This window comes from Microcystis sp. M144S2 (genome assembly GCF_020246065.1).
Classification (GTDB): domain Bacteria; phylum Cyanobacteriota; class Cyanobacteriia; order Cyanobacteriales; family Microcystaceae; genus Microcystis; species Microcystis ichthyoblabe_A.
This window is the reverse complement of the sequence record NZ_JADBTR010000153.1, coordinates 1-14009: the sequence shown is the minus strand read 5'-3', so window position 1 is coordinate 14009 and position 14009 is coordinate 1. Positions and strand designations below refer to the sequence as shown.

Annotated in this window: 14 protein-coding genes; 4 read left to right on the top strand and 10 right to left on the bottom strand. The window is 41.7% G+C overall.

All coding sequences use genetic code 11. The features are described from left to right. From IM462_RS17685 to IM462_RS17655, 7 genes are all read right to left on the bottom strand, one after another. Positions 1 to 897 (bottom strand): RpnC/YadD family protein (locus tag IM462_RS17685; protein ID WP_287715443.1); only part of this gene is annotated, 897 nt, incomplete at its 3' end. Further along, positions 894 to 1241, bottom strand: a complete 348-nt coding sequence (locus IM462_RS17680; RefSeq protein ID WP_287700626.1) for a DUF4347 domain-containing protein — start codon at positions 1239 to 1241, stop codon at positions 894 to 896. The genes IM462_RS17680 and IM462_RS17685, both read right to left, overlap by 4 nt. Positions 1242 to 1618: 377 nt before the next feature. Further along, a complete protein-coding gene (locus tag IM462_RS17675; protein ID WP_103111244.1) occupies positions 1619 to 1975 on the bottom strand; it encodes a type II toxin-antitoxin system VapC family toxin in 357 nt (118 codons plus the stop codon). A 5-nt stretch (positions 1976 to 1980) separates the two neighbouring features. Further along, positions 1981 to 2241 (bottom strand): hypothetical protein, encoded by a 261-nt coding sequence (locus tag IM462_RS17670; RefSeq protein WP_002733873.1) that lies wholly within the window; start codon positions 2239 to 2241, stop codon positions 1981 to 1983. A gap of 432 nt (positions 2242 to 2673) precedes the next feature. Next, on the bottom strand, positions 2674 to 3789 hold the full coding sequence (locus IM462_RS17665) for a TIGR03032 family protein (RefSeq protein WP_287700623.1): 1116 nt from the start codon (positions 3787 to 3789) through the stop codon (positions 2674 to 2676). A 371-nt stretch (positions 3790 to 4160) separates the two neighbouring features. Next, positions 4161 to 4499 carry a XisI protein gene (locus IM462_RS17660; RefSeq protein ID WP_002732736.1) on the bottom strand — a complete coding sequence of 113 codons (339 nt, stop codon included), beginning with the start codon at positions 4497 to 4499 and terminating at the stop codon, positions 4161 to 4163. Continuing rightward, positions 4484 to 4903 (bottom strand): element excision factor XisH family protein, encoded by a 420-nt coding sequence (locus tag IM462_RS17655; RefSeq protein WP_002764234.1) that lies wholly within the window; start codon positions 4901 to 4903, stop codon positions 4484 to 4486. The genes IM462_RS17660 and IM462_RS17655 overlap by 16 nt, the downstream gene beginning before the upstream one ends. 507 nt (positions 4904 to 5410) lie before the next feature. Here IM462_RS17655 and chrA point away from each other — a divergent pair. Further along, positions 5411 to 6568, top strand: a complete 1158-nt coding sequence (chrA, locus tag IM462_RS17650) for a chromate efflux transporter (protein WP_287700621.1) — start codon at positions 5411 to 5413, stop codon at positions 6566 to 6568. A 115-nt stretch (positions 6569 to 6683) separates the two neighbouring features. Here the strand turns inward: chrA and hisG are convergent, their stop codons facing one another. The 3 genes from hisG to deoC form a co-directional block, all read right to left on the bottom strand. Then, the gene (gene hisG / locus IM462_RS17645; protein WP_287700619.1) at positions 6684 to 7334 is read right to left on the bottom strand and encodes an ATP phosphoribosyltransferase; all 651 of its coding nucleotides are present in this window, start codon (positions 7332 to 7334) and stop codon (positions 6684 to 6686) included. 195 nt (positions 7335 to 7529) lie between these two features. Further along, positions 7530 to 8312 carry an HAD family hydrolase gene (locus tag IM462_RS17640; RefSeq protein ID WP_287700617.1) on the bottom strand — a complete coding sequence of 261 codons (783 nt, stop codon included), beginning with the start codon at positions 8310 to 8312 and terminating at the stop codon, positions 7530 to 7532. A gap of 128 nt (positions 8313 to 8440) precedes the next feature. Beyond that, positions 8441 to 9118 (bottom strand): deoxyribose-phosphate aldolase, encoded by a 678-nt coding sequence (gene deoC, locus IM462_RS17635; protein WP_287700615.1) that lies wholly within the window; start codon positions 9116 to 9118, stop codon positions 8441 to 8443. A gap of 159 nt (positions 9119 to 9277) precedes the next feature. Here deoC and acnB point away from each other — a divergent pair, with 159 nt between their 5' ends. The 3 genes from acnB to IM462_RS17620 all read left to right on the top strand — a co-directional run bounded on the left by acnB (position 9278) and on the right by IM462_RS17620 (position 13852). Next, positions 9278 to 11887: a bifunctional aconitate hydratase 2/2-methylisocitrate dehydratase gene (gene acnB, locus IM462_RS17630; RefSeq protein WP_287700613.1), complete on the top strand. Its 2610-nt coding sequence runs from the start codon at positions 9278 to 9280 to the stop codon at positions 11885 to 11887. Positions 11888 to 11957: 70 nt separating this feature from the next. Beyond that, complete coding sequence (locus tag IM462_RS17625) at positions 11958 to 13151, top strand: AAA family ATPase (RefSeq protein WP_271947891.1); 1194 nt, start codon at positions 11958 to 11960, stop codon at positions 13149 to 13151. Continuing rightward, positions 13151 to 13852, top strand: a complete 702-nt coding sequence (locus IM462_RS17620) for a TOPRIM nucleotidyl transferase/hydrolase domain-containing protein (RefSeq protein ID WP_287700610.1) — start codon at positions 13151 to 13153, stop codon at positions 13850 to 13852. The genes IM462_RS17625 and IM462_RS17620 overlap by 1 nt, the downstream gene beginning before the upstream one ends. The last annotated feature ends 157 nt before the right edge of the window (positions 13853 to 14009 follow it).

The following is a 14009-nucleotide window of genomic DNA, read 5'->3' as shown; positions in this document are numbered from 1 at the left end:
TTTTAACATCTCTTCTAAAACCGAAATAACTGAAGCATCATTGAGACATTGTCCAATATCTCCAGGGATATCGCCTAGTCGGTTTTCCAAAACTTTTTTCACAAAATCACGAGCATTTTCTAACGCTCCAATTTCCTTACCGCGTTCTATTCCTCGTAACTCCATATTACTCATTAAAGGCATGGTTCTTTCCTCCTCAAATTGTTTGATTTTACTTTCTAAACTTGACTGCAATTCAGTGGATAAAGTCATCATATTGTCGATGATTTCAAACAGTTTAATTATCTGTTCTCTCTCGAACTCCTTTTCATACAATCCCCTGATTAACCTCCACTTCCACTGTTCCCGTTCTGGCAGCTTCCCAGTAGTCGCTTTTGTTTTCAGGTGTGCCATGACTATTATAGCAAAAGGATTGCTACTTGTTTCTAGTTCTGTCCATCTTTCCTCATAGTCCAGTAATTTAACCGTTGGGAATTTGAGGCTGACTTCACAACCAGCGATAGTATAATTATAGGAATCTGGTCGCCAATTTACTCGTTCATCCCCTAAAATTGCCAGACTGATACCTGGTTTCTGATACAAATCAAAGGCCCGATAGTTATAAACATACATCCTCTGAGGGAAATTTTCTTCGTATTGGCTTTGAATTTCAATATGAATCAAAATCCAGACTTCTTCACCCCTGAGTAACCAAACTTTATAGAGTTTGTCAGCGAAACGTTTTTTTGTCTTTGCTGAAGCGGTAATCCGTTTGAGTTCTTTTTCCAGGGATTCGGGAATTTTTGTCCAATCAATCAATTGGTGAACTTCGGGAAAAAAGAAATGTAAAAACGCTTCAAAATACTCGGTTAATGCTTCTTTCCAGGGTTCATCATAATTGGCGGTTGTTGGGTTCATTTGAGTTGTTTGCTTACTCGTAGGCTGTGAAGCGCGATAGCGTAACGCACTGATTTAATAATAGAGGTGGTGGTGGGAATCTGGGGATTTTGTTGTAAAAAAGTGGATATTTGTTCGATTCCGTCTTGATTGGGAGAGAGAATAACGGTGGCGACTTCTGGAATTACCCCAGCTTGGAGACTTTGATAATCGCTAACACCAGCATCGAGGAAAACTACGGTAGCGGTTAAACGCTGATTTCTCACACTATCCACCCGATTAGCTTGACTCAAGCCATCAGATTGAGCAAAATTGAACAAAACATCGTCAATAGCAGGAAAGCTCGGCAACAGGGTAGAAGTCATGACATTGACCGCAAAGGTTTATTGCTAACAGTTTTAGCCCAACAATCCCCAATTTTTCAAGACTTCCATAACATAAATTAACATTATACAGAAAACGGGTTTCTCAAAGAAACCCGTTTTCTTCTTGAAAAAAACCATTTTCTCAGTTTCGTGGGTTGTTGCAAGATATGCAATCTGAACGACGTTCATAAATTGTATTTTTATTAGTTTATGGGACACAAACAATTCCTAATCCTGCCATTTGACGAATATGATCATCAAAAGCGAATAAGTAGCTGGTTATAATTAAATTAAAAATGGATTTTAGGTTCGATCCCCCCTGCCCCCCTTGATAAGGGGGGTGCCGATAGGCGGGGGGATCTGACAACTTTTAACGCCTACCTACTTACCTTAAATATTTGTAAACGATGAGCCATAACTAAAATAGAACAATCTGTGTAACTCCATTTTTTATCATTGTACTTACAGAAAGCTTCCCATATTGCCAGATCATCGCTATCTGACACATTGATATAACGATGATCTTCTCTTAGTATTTGACCCACTTGGATTGAGGATCGACTAGATACCTTGCTCCGAATCCAAGTAACAGTTTCATCGAATACCGATTCGAGAATAATCCAATTATTATGAGGATTTTCTAAGTAATATTTTTGAGCGCTTTCGTGATGAGTTTCAGATTTGACAAAAAAGGCAATTAAAGCAGACGTATCAACAATAATTTCTTTGTCCACAATTTTTAATAAATAATTTCATCGATGTTTTCAGCGTAGTTAGTTACAACTTGACCCCGATTATCTTGTCCGATAATATATTTAGGCTCAGGTTGGACAATTTCTAAACTTCCACAAAGTTCCCAAGTACGAGTCTTGGTAATATCTGGTAATTCAGCTTGAACATAATTTTCCAAAGCTTTGATAACAATCTCTTGAACCGAGGATTTTTGTTCTTGCAAACGAGATATTAATTCGTCGGGAATTTCGATCAATATTTGAGTCATTGATAAACCTTAGAGATTAACGTTGTTTTACTAACATTATAGCCTGTTTGTGAATTATAACCAAGAGACGCAAATACAATTACCTGAATCAGTTACCAAAAGGCTAACAACTGTTCACTGATTCAGGTGATTCGCCATAAGTCCAGAAAACGGGTTTCTGAAGATTGTCTCTCAATTACTCCCTCACAATGACAATTGTAGCGGGTCATGGCGAGAAGGCGATGGCCACAAGTCCAGAAAACGGGTTTCTTGAAGAAACCCGTTTTCTAGATATTAGGATAAGATTATTGGATTTTTGCCAAAGACTGCTTAAATTCTGCGAGAGAATTAGCAGTAGCTGCTAATTTTAGTAGCTCTTCTAAGATAGTAGGGTTAGTCATTTTAAGAAGTTGACATGATTTTTTCCTGAATAATAGGGTGAAAAGTAAACAATTAAGTCCCTAAAGAAGGCACCATCCAGACGGATTGAGTGCCGTCGAGGTCGTTATCTGGTCCAATCAGTGCCGGGTTGCGGTAGCCCGGGAGGACGGAGACAGCGAAAACCTCCTCCACGCCGCTATTGAACCAAAAAGTCGCCACCAGTTGACTGGTAGCCAGGTTGACAATAGCCAACCCGCACCGCAATTGATTACGTCGCTCATCCAGGGGTAAACCGCCAAAAATCGCAGTTTCCCGGATTTGGGACAACCCGACAAAGGCGTGACCTTCCCAACAGTCTAAACCCCGGGTAAAACCGGGCAATTCCGCCACGATTTCCGTGCTGCCAGTTTGGGGATGCCAACGGTTCAAGGTTCCATAACCGGAATTGAGAAAATAGAGATTACCCTGGTAAAGACGGGGAGAATGGGGCATAGCTAAACCCCGCAGAATCACCTCTCCCCTCGGCACATCAATTAAGCATCCCCCTTGGGCTTTATTCTCTCGCCAGAGGCTTTCCTCGTTGGTTTCCCCCAATGCCGTTACATAGGCGGGAGTGCCGCTATTTTCAGCCATAGCCAAGCCATTGAGGTGGCAGCGGTCTCCGGGGACCAACTCGGTAATAAAGGGCGGTTTCCACTGGGGGAGAAAACTCCAATTTCCTTCGATGGTTGCCAGACAGTTAAATAGGGTATTGACCACCCAAAGGCGATTACTGCCAAAGGCCAAATCATGACCCATAATCGGGCCGGTGAGGTGAGAGGAGCGAGCTAAAAAGGCGATATCCTGTTCCCCTTCCGGTTTAATCTGGGGGGCAATCTCTCGATTAGCGGGTAAATGCCAAATTGCCTGACGAGCGCCCACAGCAATTCCGGTAGCGGTTCGGGTTAAACCCATTGCTTGGTCAAAATGGGCGAAACTCACCCGCATTTGTCCTTGATAAGTGCCAATGCTGGCCACTCGTCCCGCTTGGTAGGTGGAAATCAACACCGACAAGTCAAGCTGGTTGAGTAATTCCGGCAGATTGAGGCTGTACTCATAATTGACCGGCACTGCTTGGCGCTGAGATGGACTCGCTGCTGGCTCTTGAGTATCTGAAAACTGGTTAGTCTTGGGCGGCAAGCTGTCCATAGAGTTTTTTGGGCATAGATTAGAGTCGATTGTGATAATTGATTATTGTTTATGGTTTGTTGACTAAGGGGTTCTAATTAATCCCCCCTTGCCCCCCTTAATAAGGTTTGATCCCCCCTTGCCCCCCTTAATAAGGTTTGATCCCCCCTTGCCCCCCTTAATAAGGGGGGTGGTGATGGGTTTCAGTTGGTATTAATGGGGTTCATTATAGACAAATTAATCAATATTATTTATAAAGTTTTCTTAACTTTTTTTGTATCAAATTTACTTGAACGGTAGTATTAAATACTTATGATTGAGTTTGTATAAAACACTTTTGCAATTTCAGCTTGTGTATAAAGTTTTATGCACAGATTCAACATTTCTGGTCACTAAGCCACAGCAAATCCCGTATATTTGCGTATTTTAGGATAACGAAAACCCAGGACTATATCTTCTTTGGGAATACCTGCCTCCATCAAATCAGTAGCTATGCCTTCCTCCGTTTCATCACATTGAATCCAGACTTTATCGACAACCAAGCTAAGGTGAATTGGTGTTGCATGGAGATACTTATTACCACTCCAACCGAAATCTAAAACTAGATAATGTCCTCGTTCATCATCAAATATAACCTGAGAAGTGTAGCCATCAGGTAAAGTAGCACGATAGTTAGCATGATTCTGGAGAACAGTCTTAATAATACCTTGATATTTTAATCGGGTATCCATTGCACGATTACCTCACTTTCATCATCAAAGACAATTAATTTCACAATCTGATTCTTTAGCAATACCTGCCCTAATTCTATACTAAAAACACTGTTAAAAGTTGGCTGAGATATGGCCAGATAAAGAACTCGCTCAACTTTCATCTCGTTAAGGATTTGACGATACAAGACGTACTGCCCCAAAGCTTGCTGTAAATCCTTTACGTCAGACTGTCCTACAAAGCTTTTCACTTCAACGACAATTTTCCGCAATTCTTTCTCCGCACTGATTAAGCGTTCTGCTCCCAAATCAGCGGATAAACGCTTCTTGCCAATTTGAAGTGGAAAAGGATCGTGAGTGATTGCCCACCCGTCCTTCTCTAAAGCAAGTTTTACAGTGTCGTGGTAAATATCTCTTGCAGACACAAAAATTCAGAGGATAAATACTCTAATCAGCAGTATAGCAAATTTTTCTGTTCTCAAGACCTCTTGTAAAAATCAAAAGACGAGTGCCTACAGCAATTCCGGTAGCAGTTCGGGATAATTGACTGGCACTGCTTGGCGCGGAGTTGGACTCGCTGCTGGCTCTTGAGTATCTGAAAACTGGTTAGTCTTGGGCGGCAAGCTGTCCATAGAGTTTCTTTGGTATAGATTAGAGTCGATTGTGATAATTGATTATTGTCTATGGTTTATTATGGTTTCAGTTGGTATTAATGGGGTTCATTATAAACAAATTAATTAATATGATTTATAAAGTTTTCTTAACTTTTTTTGTATCAAATTTACTTGAACGGGAGCATTAAATATTTATGATTGAGTTTGTGTAAAACACTTTTGCAATTATGGAATTGACCAGATCTAGCCAAGAATTTAGCTTAAGCTTATTCTTTTGGATATAAACTTGATTCTAGAAAAACTATTGGTAATTAGAAAATGCTGACTTCATCGCCTCCCAATCTCTCGCAACTTGCCCTTTTATTTCTCAAAATCGGCATTATCGGTTTTGGTGGTCCGGCTGCCCATATCGCTTTAATGGAGGAAGAAGTGGTTAAGCGTCGCGGTTGGATGACTAAGGAGCGATTTCTCGATTTGGTGGGGGCCACTAATCTGATTCCTGGTCCTAATTCCACGGAAATGGCTATTCATATCGGTTATATTTTTGGTGGTTTAGCGGGTTTAATAATCACGGGGGTTTGTTTTATCACTCCTGCGGTGTTAATTACGGGTTTTCTAGCTTGGATTTATACTACCTACGGGACTTTACCCGATGTGGCTCCGATTTTTGCGGGGATTAAACCGGTAGTAATTGCGGTGATTTTTCAGGCCCTCTGGCGCTTAGGTAAAAAGGCACTGAAAACCCGTCAATTACTGTTCATCGGATTGGGAGTTATCGGATTATTAATCTTAGGTTTAAATGAAGTTATCGCTTTACTGTTAGGCGGAATTATCGGGATGTTTATCCTAAAAAAATTCGCTACTTTCCCCCTGATTGTGGCAGGAATAGGCGGTGCGACGGCGGTTGCTATTCCTAGCAACATCCCACCGACATTAACAGGATTAGGGCTATTTTTTCTCAAGGTGGGTAGTGTTTTATTTGGTAGTGGTTATGTGTTAGTTGCTTTTTTAGAAGGGGATTTAGTGCAGGGGAAAAGATGGTTAACCCAGCAACAATTATTAGATGCTATTGCTGTGGGTCAATTTACCCCCGGACCGGTGTTATCCACAGCCACTTTTATCGGTTATCAAATATTAGGAGTATCGGGGGCAATTGTGGCGACTCTAGCGATTTTCTTTCCTTCTTTTATCTTTGTTTTATTACTTAATCCCCTCATTCCTAAGCTGAGACAATCGGCTTGGGCTGGTGCTTTTTTAGACTCAATTAATGCTAGTGCTGTGGCTTTAATGGCAGCGGTAATTTTTAATTTAGCTCTAGCTACTTGGTTACAACCCTACGGGAATTTACCTTTTAATTTATTGGCTATCATTCTATCTCTTATCTCCGCTATTCTTTTACTACGGTTTCAGGTTAATTCTACTTGGTTAATTCTGGCTGGTGCGCTTATTGGTTTACTATTGAAACAATTAGGTTAGGGGGAAATAAGTAAATGGTTCTAATTAAATATTAAGATATATTTTGCCTTTGATTCCCCCTTGATCCCCCCTTAATAAGGGTTGATCCCCCCTTAATAAGGGGGGCGCTGATTCGTTAAACTTTTGCCATTGATGTAGTTGGTTTTCTGAGCTTTTCTACCCAGTTATAAATCTGATCGCGATTTAGTCGATAGCTGAGGGGATGGGCGATTAATCGAGCGCTACTAGCAAATAATTCGTCAATTTCTACTAAACCATTTTCGCGTAAAGTTCGACCGGTGGAAACTAGGTCAACTATTGCTTCTGACATCCCCGTAATCGGGCCTAATTCTACGGAACCATAGAGAGGTATAATCTCGACGGGAATATCTAAACGACGAAAATAGTCCTTAGCACAATTGACAAATTTTGAGGCAACTTTACCGTGATGGGGAATATCTAAGGGACTTTGATAGGGACTATCAGCAGGGACAGCTACCGACATCCGACAATAACCAAATTTTAGGTCAATTAAATTAGCCACATCGGGAGATTTTTCCAATAAAATATCATAACCGGCGATGCCTAATTGTGCCTGACCGTATTCTACATAAACTGGTACATCTGTGGCTCTGACTAATAACGCTTTCGCTTGGTTAGTGGGGTCGGTAATCTGTAATTGGCGATTTTTTGAGTCAAGAAAGGCACTAAAATCTAAGCCAATCTTTTGAAATATTTGGATACTTTCGTTTAGTAAAGCACCCTTCGGTAAGGCAATTGTTAGCATAGAGGGAATTATGAATTGGGAAGTGGGGGAGTGGGGTGTGGGGTGTGGGCTTCGGCCGTGAGCTCAGCCGAACGGGTGTAGGGTGTGGGGTGTAGGGTGTAGGGTGTGGGGTGTGGGGAGAATAAATAAAAAATAATCTCCTGACTCCTGAATCCTGAATCCTGAATCCTGAATCCTGTCTCCTAACAGCTAAAATCATAACTGATAACTGATAACCGAGATGGCAGTAAGTTCTCTAATGACCACATCAGCTAATTGTAAATCTTGATGGTTTTCTGGTTGCCAACTAATTGCGATCGCAGCTGCTGATTTTGCCTGTTTAGCCATTTCCCAATCGGCCCTAGTGTCCCCCACCATCAGGGTTTTGTCCACTGCGGTCCCCAAAGCTTGACAGGTTTCTTGCAATAATAGGGGATCCGGTTTACTTAAACCTCGATCGCATCCCCGAACAATTTTAATATAATTTAATAGGTGATTTTCCTTGACAAATTGCTCCACTCGTGCTGTGGTATCGGAGGAAAGAATCGCTAATTGTAAACCGGCCGCGTGCAGATAACGAATTACTTCTAAACATTGGGGATAGAGGGGATTTAAGCGGGGGGGAACCTTTTCATCGGCCGCTTGAAAGGATGCTTTTGCGATCGCCATTGCCGTTAACCAATCCCGGCCGGTGGAAGCAATACAACCGGCAGCGGCGATATGATTATCTCTGCGGCTGCCCACTGCCATTAAACCAGCAGGATTGAGACTATTTGCCCCAATACCGAAAGTTTTAGTTAATAAAGACTCTAAACCAGGGATTTGTGATTCAATGGCTTGTATCCGGGCTATAGCTCGATCGTACCAGAAAGCCCGCGAATCCTCTAGCGTACCGTCCTTATCAAAAACAATCCCTTGAATATCTCTAAATTCTCGATTACCACAGCGAATTATCGGCAAATAAACCCCCTTATTTTTATCTATATTGTCAGTCATCATTTTAGCTTTCAGGATTAAGGAGACAGGATTCAGGAGACAGGAGATTATTTCTATTTATTCTCCCCATCCCCCCACTACCCCACACCCCACTTTTCCACTTTCCTATACCTTTTAAACAGGATTTAGTGCTACTCCTCAAAAGCGGCTTTTTGCTGACGGACTAAATCGACACCGCGGGAAGTTCCCAGACGGGTGGCCCCGGCCTGGATAAGAGCGAGCGCTTGTTCTAGGGTGCGAATTCCGCCGGATGCTTTAATTCCTACCCGGCCTTTGCTAATTTCCTTGAGAAACTTGACATCGCTAACCGTTGCACCTCCAAACCAGCCGGTACTGGTTTTTAGATAACTCACTCCTGCATCCATGCAAATCTCTGCCGCTAAACGTTTCTCGGTGTCTGTTAGTTGCGAGGTTTCCAGAATCGCTTTTACCGTCTGGCCGGTTTCCTGACAAATACTAGCAATTTCTTGGAATAATTCCTCGGATTTCCCATCTTTTAGCCAACCGAGATTAATAACCACCTCTAACTCCTTAGCGCCATTATCTACAGCTTCTAAAGCCTCATAACGTTTAACTGCGGAGGTAGTGGCCCCTGCGGGAAAACCAATCACGGTAGAAACTAAAGTTTTTTTGCCGTGGAGTAACTGCACCGCTTGCTTAACGGCAGCGGGATAAACGCAGACGGTGGGAAAATGATATTGATCAGCCTGTTGACAGTAAGCCTCTAATTGTTCACTGGTGGCGGTGGGGATGAGGAGAGAATGGTCGATATATTGTGCTAAATCTAGATCAGAATCGGTGATAGCCATTATCTACGCCTCAATATAGTCAATCGATCGCTATTTTCTCATTTTATGGAAGTCACACAGCAAAGTCATCTCTCGCTAACCTAGAAATTCCGAGACTAGCAAAAATCCAGTAACCTAGGAAGAAACCGTCACAAGTGAAGACTAGGAGACAATAGACCTATGTTAGAAGCGTATCATCAGCACGTTGCCGACCGAGCGAAATTAGGTATCCCTCCCCTTCCCCTCAATGCTCAACAAACGGCGGAATTATGCGAAATACTCAAAAATCCGTCCGAAGAACTCAAAGGAGAATTGCTGACCCTGCTGCGTGACCGTGTTCCCCCCGGAGTTGATGAAGCGGCCTACGTTAAAGCAGGATTTTTAACAGGAATTGCCAAAGGTGAAATAAAATCTAGCGTTATCTCCGCTCAGGGTGCGGTTAGCTTACTGGGAACCATGGTCGGCGGTTATAACGTTCATTCTCTGATTGAACTGCTGAAATCCAGAGATATTAATATCGCCGCTGCCGCTGCCAGTGCTTTAAGTAAAACCCTGCTGGTATTCGACGCATTTAACGAGGTTTTGGAATTATCCGACACCAATCCCTATGCTAAACAGGTTATCGATGCTTGGGCCAATGGCGCTTGGTTTATCGCTAAACCGAAACTTGCTAAAGAAATTACCGTCACCGTTTTCAAAGTCCCCGGAGAAACCAATACAGATGACCTATCTCCTGCCCCCCATGCCACCACCCGGCCCGATATTCCCCTTCATGCTTTGGTAATGTTAGAAACCCGTCAACCCGGGTCTTTAGAAACCATTGCCGAATTGAAAAAATTAGGCCATCCGGTCGCCTATGTGGGGGATGTGGTCGGGACTGGTTCCAGCCGAAAATCGGCGATTAACTCGGTTCTCTGGCATATCGGCGATGATATTCCCTTTGTGCCTAATAAACGTGCTGGTGGCTATATTTTAGGCAGTAAAATCGCCCCTATCTTCTTTAATACTGCCGAGGATTCCGGCGCTTTACCGATTGAATGCGATGTTAGCCAAATGAACACGGGGGATGTGATTAAAATCTATCCCTACGAAGGCAAAATCACCAACGAAGCGGGCGCAACTATTAGCACCTTTAGCCTCAAACCTGAGACAATTCTGGATGAAGTGCGGGCCGGCGGTCGTATTCCCCTATTAATCGGTCGCAGTCTCACCGATAAAACCCGTCACGCCTTGGGACTTGAGGCTAGTACCCTATTTACCCGTCCAACTATGCCTAATGACACCGGTAAAGGTTACACCCTAGCGCAAAAAATGGTCGGCAAAGCTTGCGGTTTACCCGGGGTGCGGCCGGGTACTTCCTGTGACCCGATTATGACCACGGTAGGGTCTCAGGATACCACCGGCCCGATGACCAGAGACGAGTTAAAAGAGTTAGCCTGTTTAGGTTTTAGCGCCGATTTAGTCATGCAGAGTTTCTGTCACACGGCAGCCTATCCCAAACCGGTTGATATTCAAACTCATCACCAATTACCGGACTTTTTCTCTACCCGGGGTGGGGTGGCTTTACGTCCGGGAGATGGCATTATTCACTCCTGGTTAAATCGGATGTTATTGCCGGATACGGTGGGGACTGGCGGCGATTCTCATACTCGTTTTCCCCTGGGAATTTCCTTTCCTGCGGGGTCGGGTTTAGTGGCATTTGCCGCCGCTTTGGGAGTAATGCCTTTGGATATGCCGGAATCGGTTTTAGTGCGTTTTACGGGGGAATTACAACCAGGTGTAACTCTGCGCGATATTGTTAATGCTATTCCCTACGTTGCCATGCAAGAAGGCAAATTAACCGTGGAAAAACAGAACAAAAAAAATGTTTTTAACGGTCGTATTATGGAGATGGAAGGGCTGCCGGATTTGAAATTAGAACAGGCTTTTGAGTTAACCGATGCCACGGCGGAACGTTCCTGTGCTGGTTGTACGATTAAGTTAAGTACCGAGACAGTGGCGGAATATTTACGTTCTAATGTGGCCCTGTTAAAGAATATGGCGGCCCGGGGTTATAGTGATGCTAAAACTATCCTGCGTCGGGTAGCAAAAATGGAACAATGGTTAGCTAATCCCGTCCTGATGGAGGCGGATAAGGATGCCGAATATGCGGATATTATCACCGTCAACTTAAACGAGATTAAAGAACCCATTGTCGCCGCACCCAATGACCCCGATAATATCAAGTTAATGTCGGAATGCGCCGGGGATAAAATCGATGAGGTGTTCATCGGTTCTTGTATGACTAATATCGGTCATTATCGCGCCGCCGCTAAGATATTAGAAGGAGCGGGAGTTGCTAAGGCTAAACTGTGGATTTGTCCCCCCACCCGCATGGATGAAAAACAATTGCGCGATGAGGGAATGTACGGCATTTTTGCCGCTTCTGGGGCCCGTACTGAGATGCCTGGATGTTCCCTTTGTATGGGTAATCAAGCGCGGGTTGAAGACAGAGCGACGGTATTTTCTACCTCGACTCGTAACTTCAATAATCGCATGGGAAAAGATGCGCGAGTCTATCTCGGTTCCGCTGAATTAGCGGCGGTTTGTGCGCTGCTGGGACGCATTCCCACCGTTGAGGAGTACCTCGCAATTGTCACCGAGAAAATTAATCCTTTTGCCAGCGATTTATACCGCTATTTGAACTTTAATGAAATCGCTGGTTTTGAGGATGAAGGCCGGGTAATTCCCCTAGAAGATTTACCTAAAATTGAGGATATCTTAGGGATTCCTTCTGGTGTTTTGAGTTAGTATGAAGTTTAGGGTGAGCTATGAAAAGCTCACCTTATTGACGATTTTTGCGATCAAGGAGATTAAAATCATGAAATTAGACCAATTTGAATATATTTCTAATCGAGGGGAACCTAGTGAATGGCGAATTGATGGATGTCAGTTAGGCAATATTAATTTAATCGTTGGTAAAAATGCCAGTGGAAAATCAAGAATTGTCAAAAGTATATATAAGCTATCAGAACTATTATCTGGAAGTGAAAAATTTGATCCATCTTTTAGAAAGGATACATGGCATTTATTTTTTGATTGCACCACAAATTGTAAAACAGAATATTTTCTAGAATCAGAAAATGGAGAAGTTCTCCAAGAAAAGCTAATTATTGGTAGCAAGCAACTTTTAGAAAGAAATGAGTCGGCAGAAGGTAGAATTTTTGCCCAAGAACTTAATCAGTATATGCGCTTTCAAACACCTAAAACAGAATTAGCAGTAGTTAAGCGTCGAGATACTATCCAACACCCTTTCTTGGAAGATATTTATAAATGGTCTAGCTCTCTAAGATTCTATGAATTTGGAACACAACTGGGAAAATATACCCTAGCTAAATTGCCGCCAACAACAGAATTATTAAAAGCTAAAACAGATACTAAAGATTCTGATTATGTTGTTGAAATATTTGTGCTGGGAAAACGAGAACATAGTGAATTCACTCAAAGAATTATTGACGATATGAATAGAATCGGTTATCAAATTACAAAGATAGAAACTAAAGTACCGAGTTTTTTCAAGTCTAATATTTCGCCTCTTGAAAATTCAGACGAGGATTCAGACAATTTACCAAAGTTTTTGTATGTGCAAGAAGATGGGTTAAAGTCTGTCACGGAACAATCGGAAATATCTCAAGGAATGTTCAGAGCTTTATCATTATTTATTCAGATTAATTACGCTATTTTGTCAGATCAGCCTAGTTGTATTATTATTGATGATATCGGGGAGGGTTTGGATTTTCAACGATCTTCAGCTATAATTAAACTTTTAATTGAGAAGGCGAAAACAGGCTTAGTGCAACTTATCATGACCACTAACGATGAGAATATCATGAATGGTGTTCCTCTTGAATATTGGTCTGTTATCGAACGACAACCCGGAGTCGCTAAATTACATAATTACTCTAATTCTCCCGAACAATTTGAACAGTTTAAACATATTGGACTGAATAACTTTGATTTTTTTGCTAGTGAATTTTACTTGCAGGAACCTAATTCAGAGGAAGTGATAGATTGATGTCAAAGAAAAAACTAGCGATTTTTGTGGAAGGACAGACCGAAAGAATATTGATAACCAGGTTACTTCAAGAAATTGCAGGATACAAAAAAGTTTCTGTGGAAGTTTATCAAGTGCGCGGGGATAAAGCTAATCGCAAAATTGAACCGCTAAAATCAAATTCTATCGAAGTTGCTCCTTTCTTTATTCTTTTGTACGATTGCGGATGTGATTTTCATGTACTTTCCGATATAAAAAAACAACATGATAGTTTAACTAATAATGGTTATGAAAAAATTTTAGGTTTACGAGATTTATATCCCGAAACTCTAGAAAATAGAACTAAGGTAGAAAATGGCATTAAAGGATTTTTAAAACCTTTACTTCAGAACAAGGGAATTCCCATTTCGATGATTTTAGTGATTATGGAAATCGAAGCTTGGTTTTTAGGTGAATACAGTTTTCTGACTAAAATAGATAGTTGTTTAACATCTAAGTTTATTCTAGACAATTTAGGTTTCGATCTAAATGCCCTAGATGTAGAACAAATACCACATCCTAGTCAAGTGCTGGACAGTATTTATCAATTAATACAACGAAGCTATGATAAAAGCGAAACGACTGTGGAAGAAATAGCTAGTCTCCTAAATTATGAGTTTATATATTTGCATCTAGTTGAAAAGATTAAACAACTCAAGCAGCTTATTAGACCTCTTGCATAATTTTTTTATGGTATAATATAAGGTTTTGCTTTTTTCTCAATTCTTAGATTGAAGTGGAAAAAAGAATAAAATGTGATCTTAGGTCAGGAAATCATCTATAATTTTGCTATGTTTATTAGCAAAATTATGGATTATCAAAACTTATCAGATGAACAAT

Bases quoted from the DNA above. Each gene is read 5' to 3' on its own strand.
- IM462_RS17680 (WP_287700626.1), bottom strand. From the start codon at position 1,241: ATGACTTCTACCCTGTTGCCGAGCTTTCCTGCTATTGACGATGTTTTG.
- IM462_RS17670 (WP_002733873.1), bottom strand. From the start codon at position 2,241: ATGACTCAAATATTGATCGAAATTCCCGACGAATTAATATCTCGTTTG.
- IM462_RS17665 (WP_287700623.1), bottom strand. From the start codon at position 3,789: ATGGACAGCTTGCCGCCCAAGACTAACCAGTTTTCAGATACTCAAGAG.
- IM462_RS17660 (WP_002732736.1), bottom strand. From the start codon at position 4,499: ATGGATACCCGATTAAAATATCAAGGTATTATTAAGACTGTTCTCCAG.
- chrA (WP_287700621.1), top strand. From the start codon at position 5,411: ATGCTGACTTCATCGCCTCCCAATCTCTCGCAACTTGCCCTTTTATTT.
- hisG (WP_287700619.1), bottom strand. From the start codon at position 7,334: ATGCTAACAATTGCCTTACCGAAGGGTGCTTTACTAAACGAAAGTATC.
- IM462_RS17640 (WP_287700617.1), bottom strand. From the start codon at position 8,312: ATGATGACTGACAATATAGATAAAAATAAGGGGGTTTATTTGCCGATA.
- deoC (WP_287700615.1), bottom strand. From the start codon at position 9,118: ATGGCTATCACCGATTCTGATCTAGATTTAGCACAATATATCGACCAT.
- acnB (WP_287700613.1), top strand. From the start codon at position 9,278: ATGTTAGAAGCGTATCATCAGCACGTTGCCGACCGAGCGAAATTAGGT.
- IM462_RS17625 (WP_271947891.1), top strand. From the start codon at position 11,958: ATGAAATTAGACCAATTTGAATATATTTCTAATCGAGGGGAACCTAGT.
- IM462_RS17620 (WP_287700610.1), top strand. From the start codon at position 13,151: ATGTCAAAGAAAAAACTAGCGATTTTTGTGGAAGGACAGACCGAAAGA.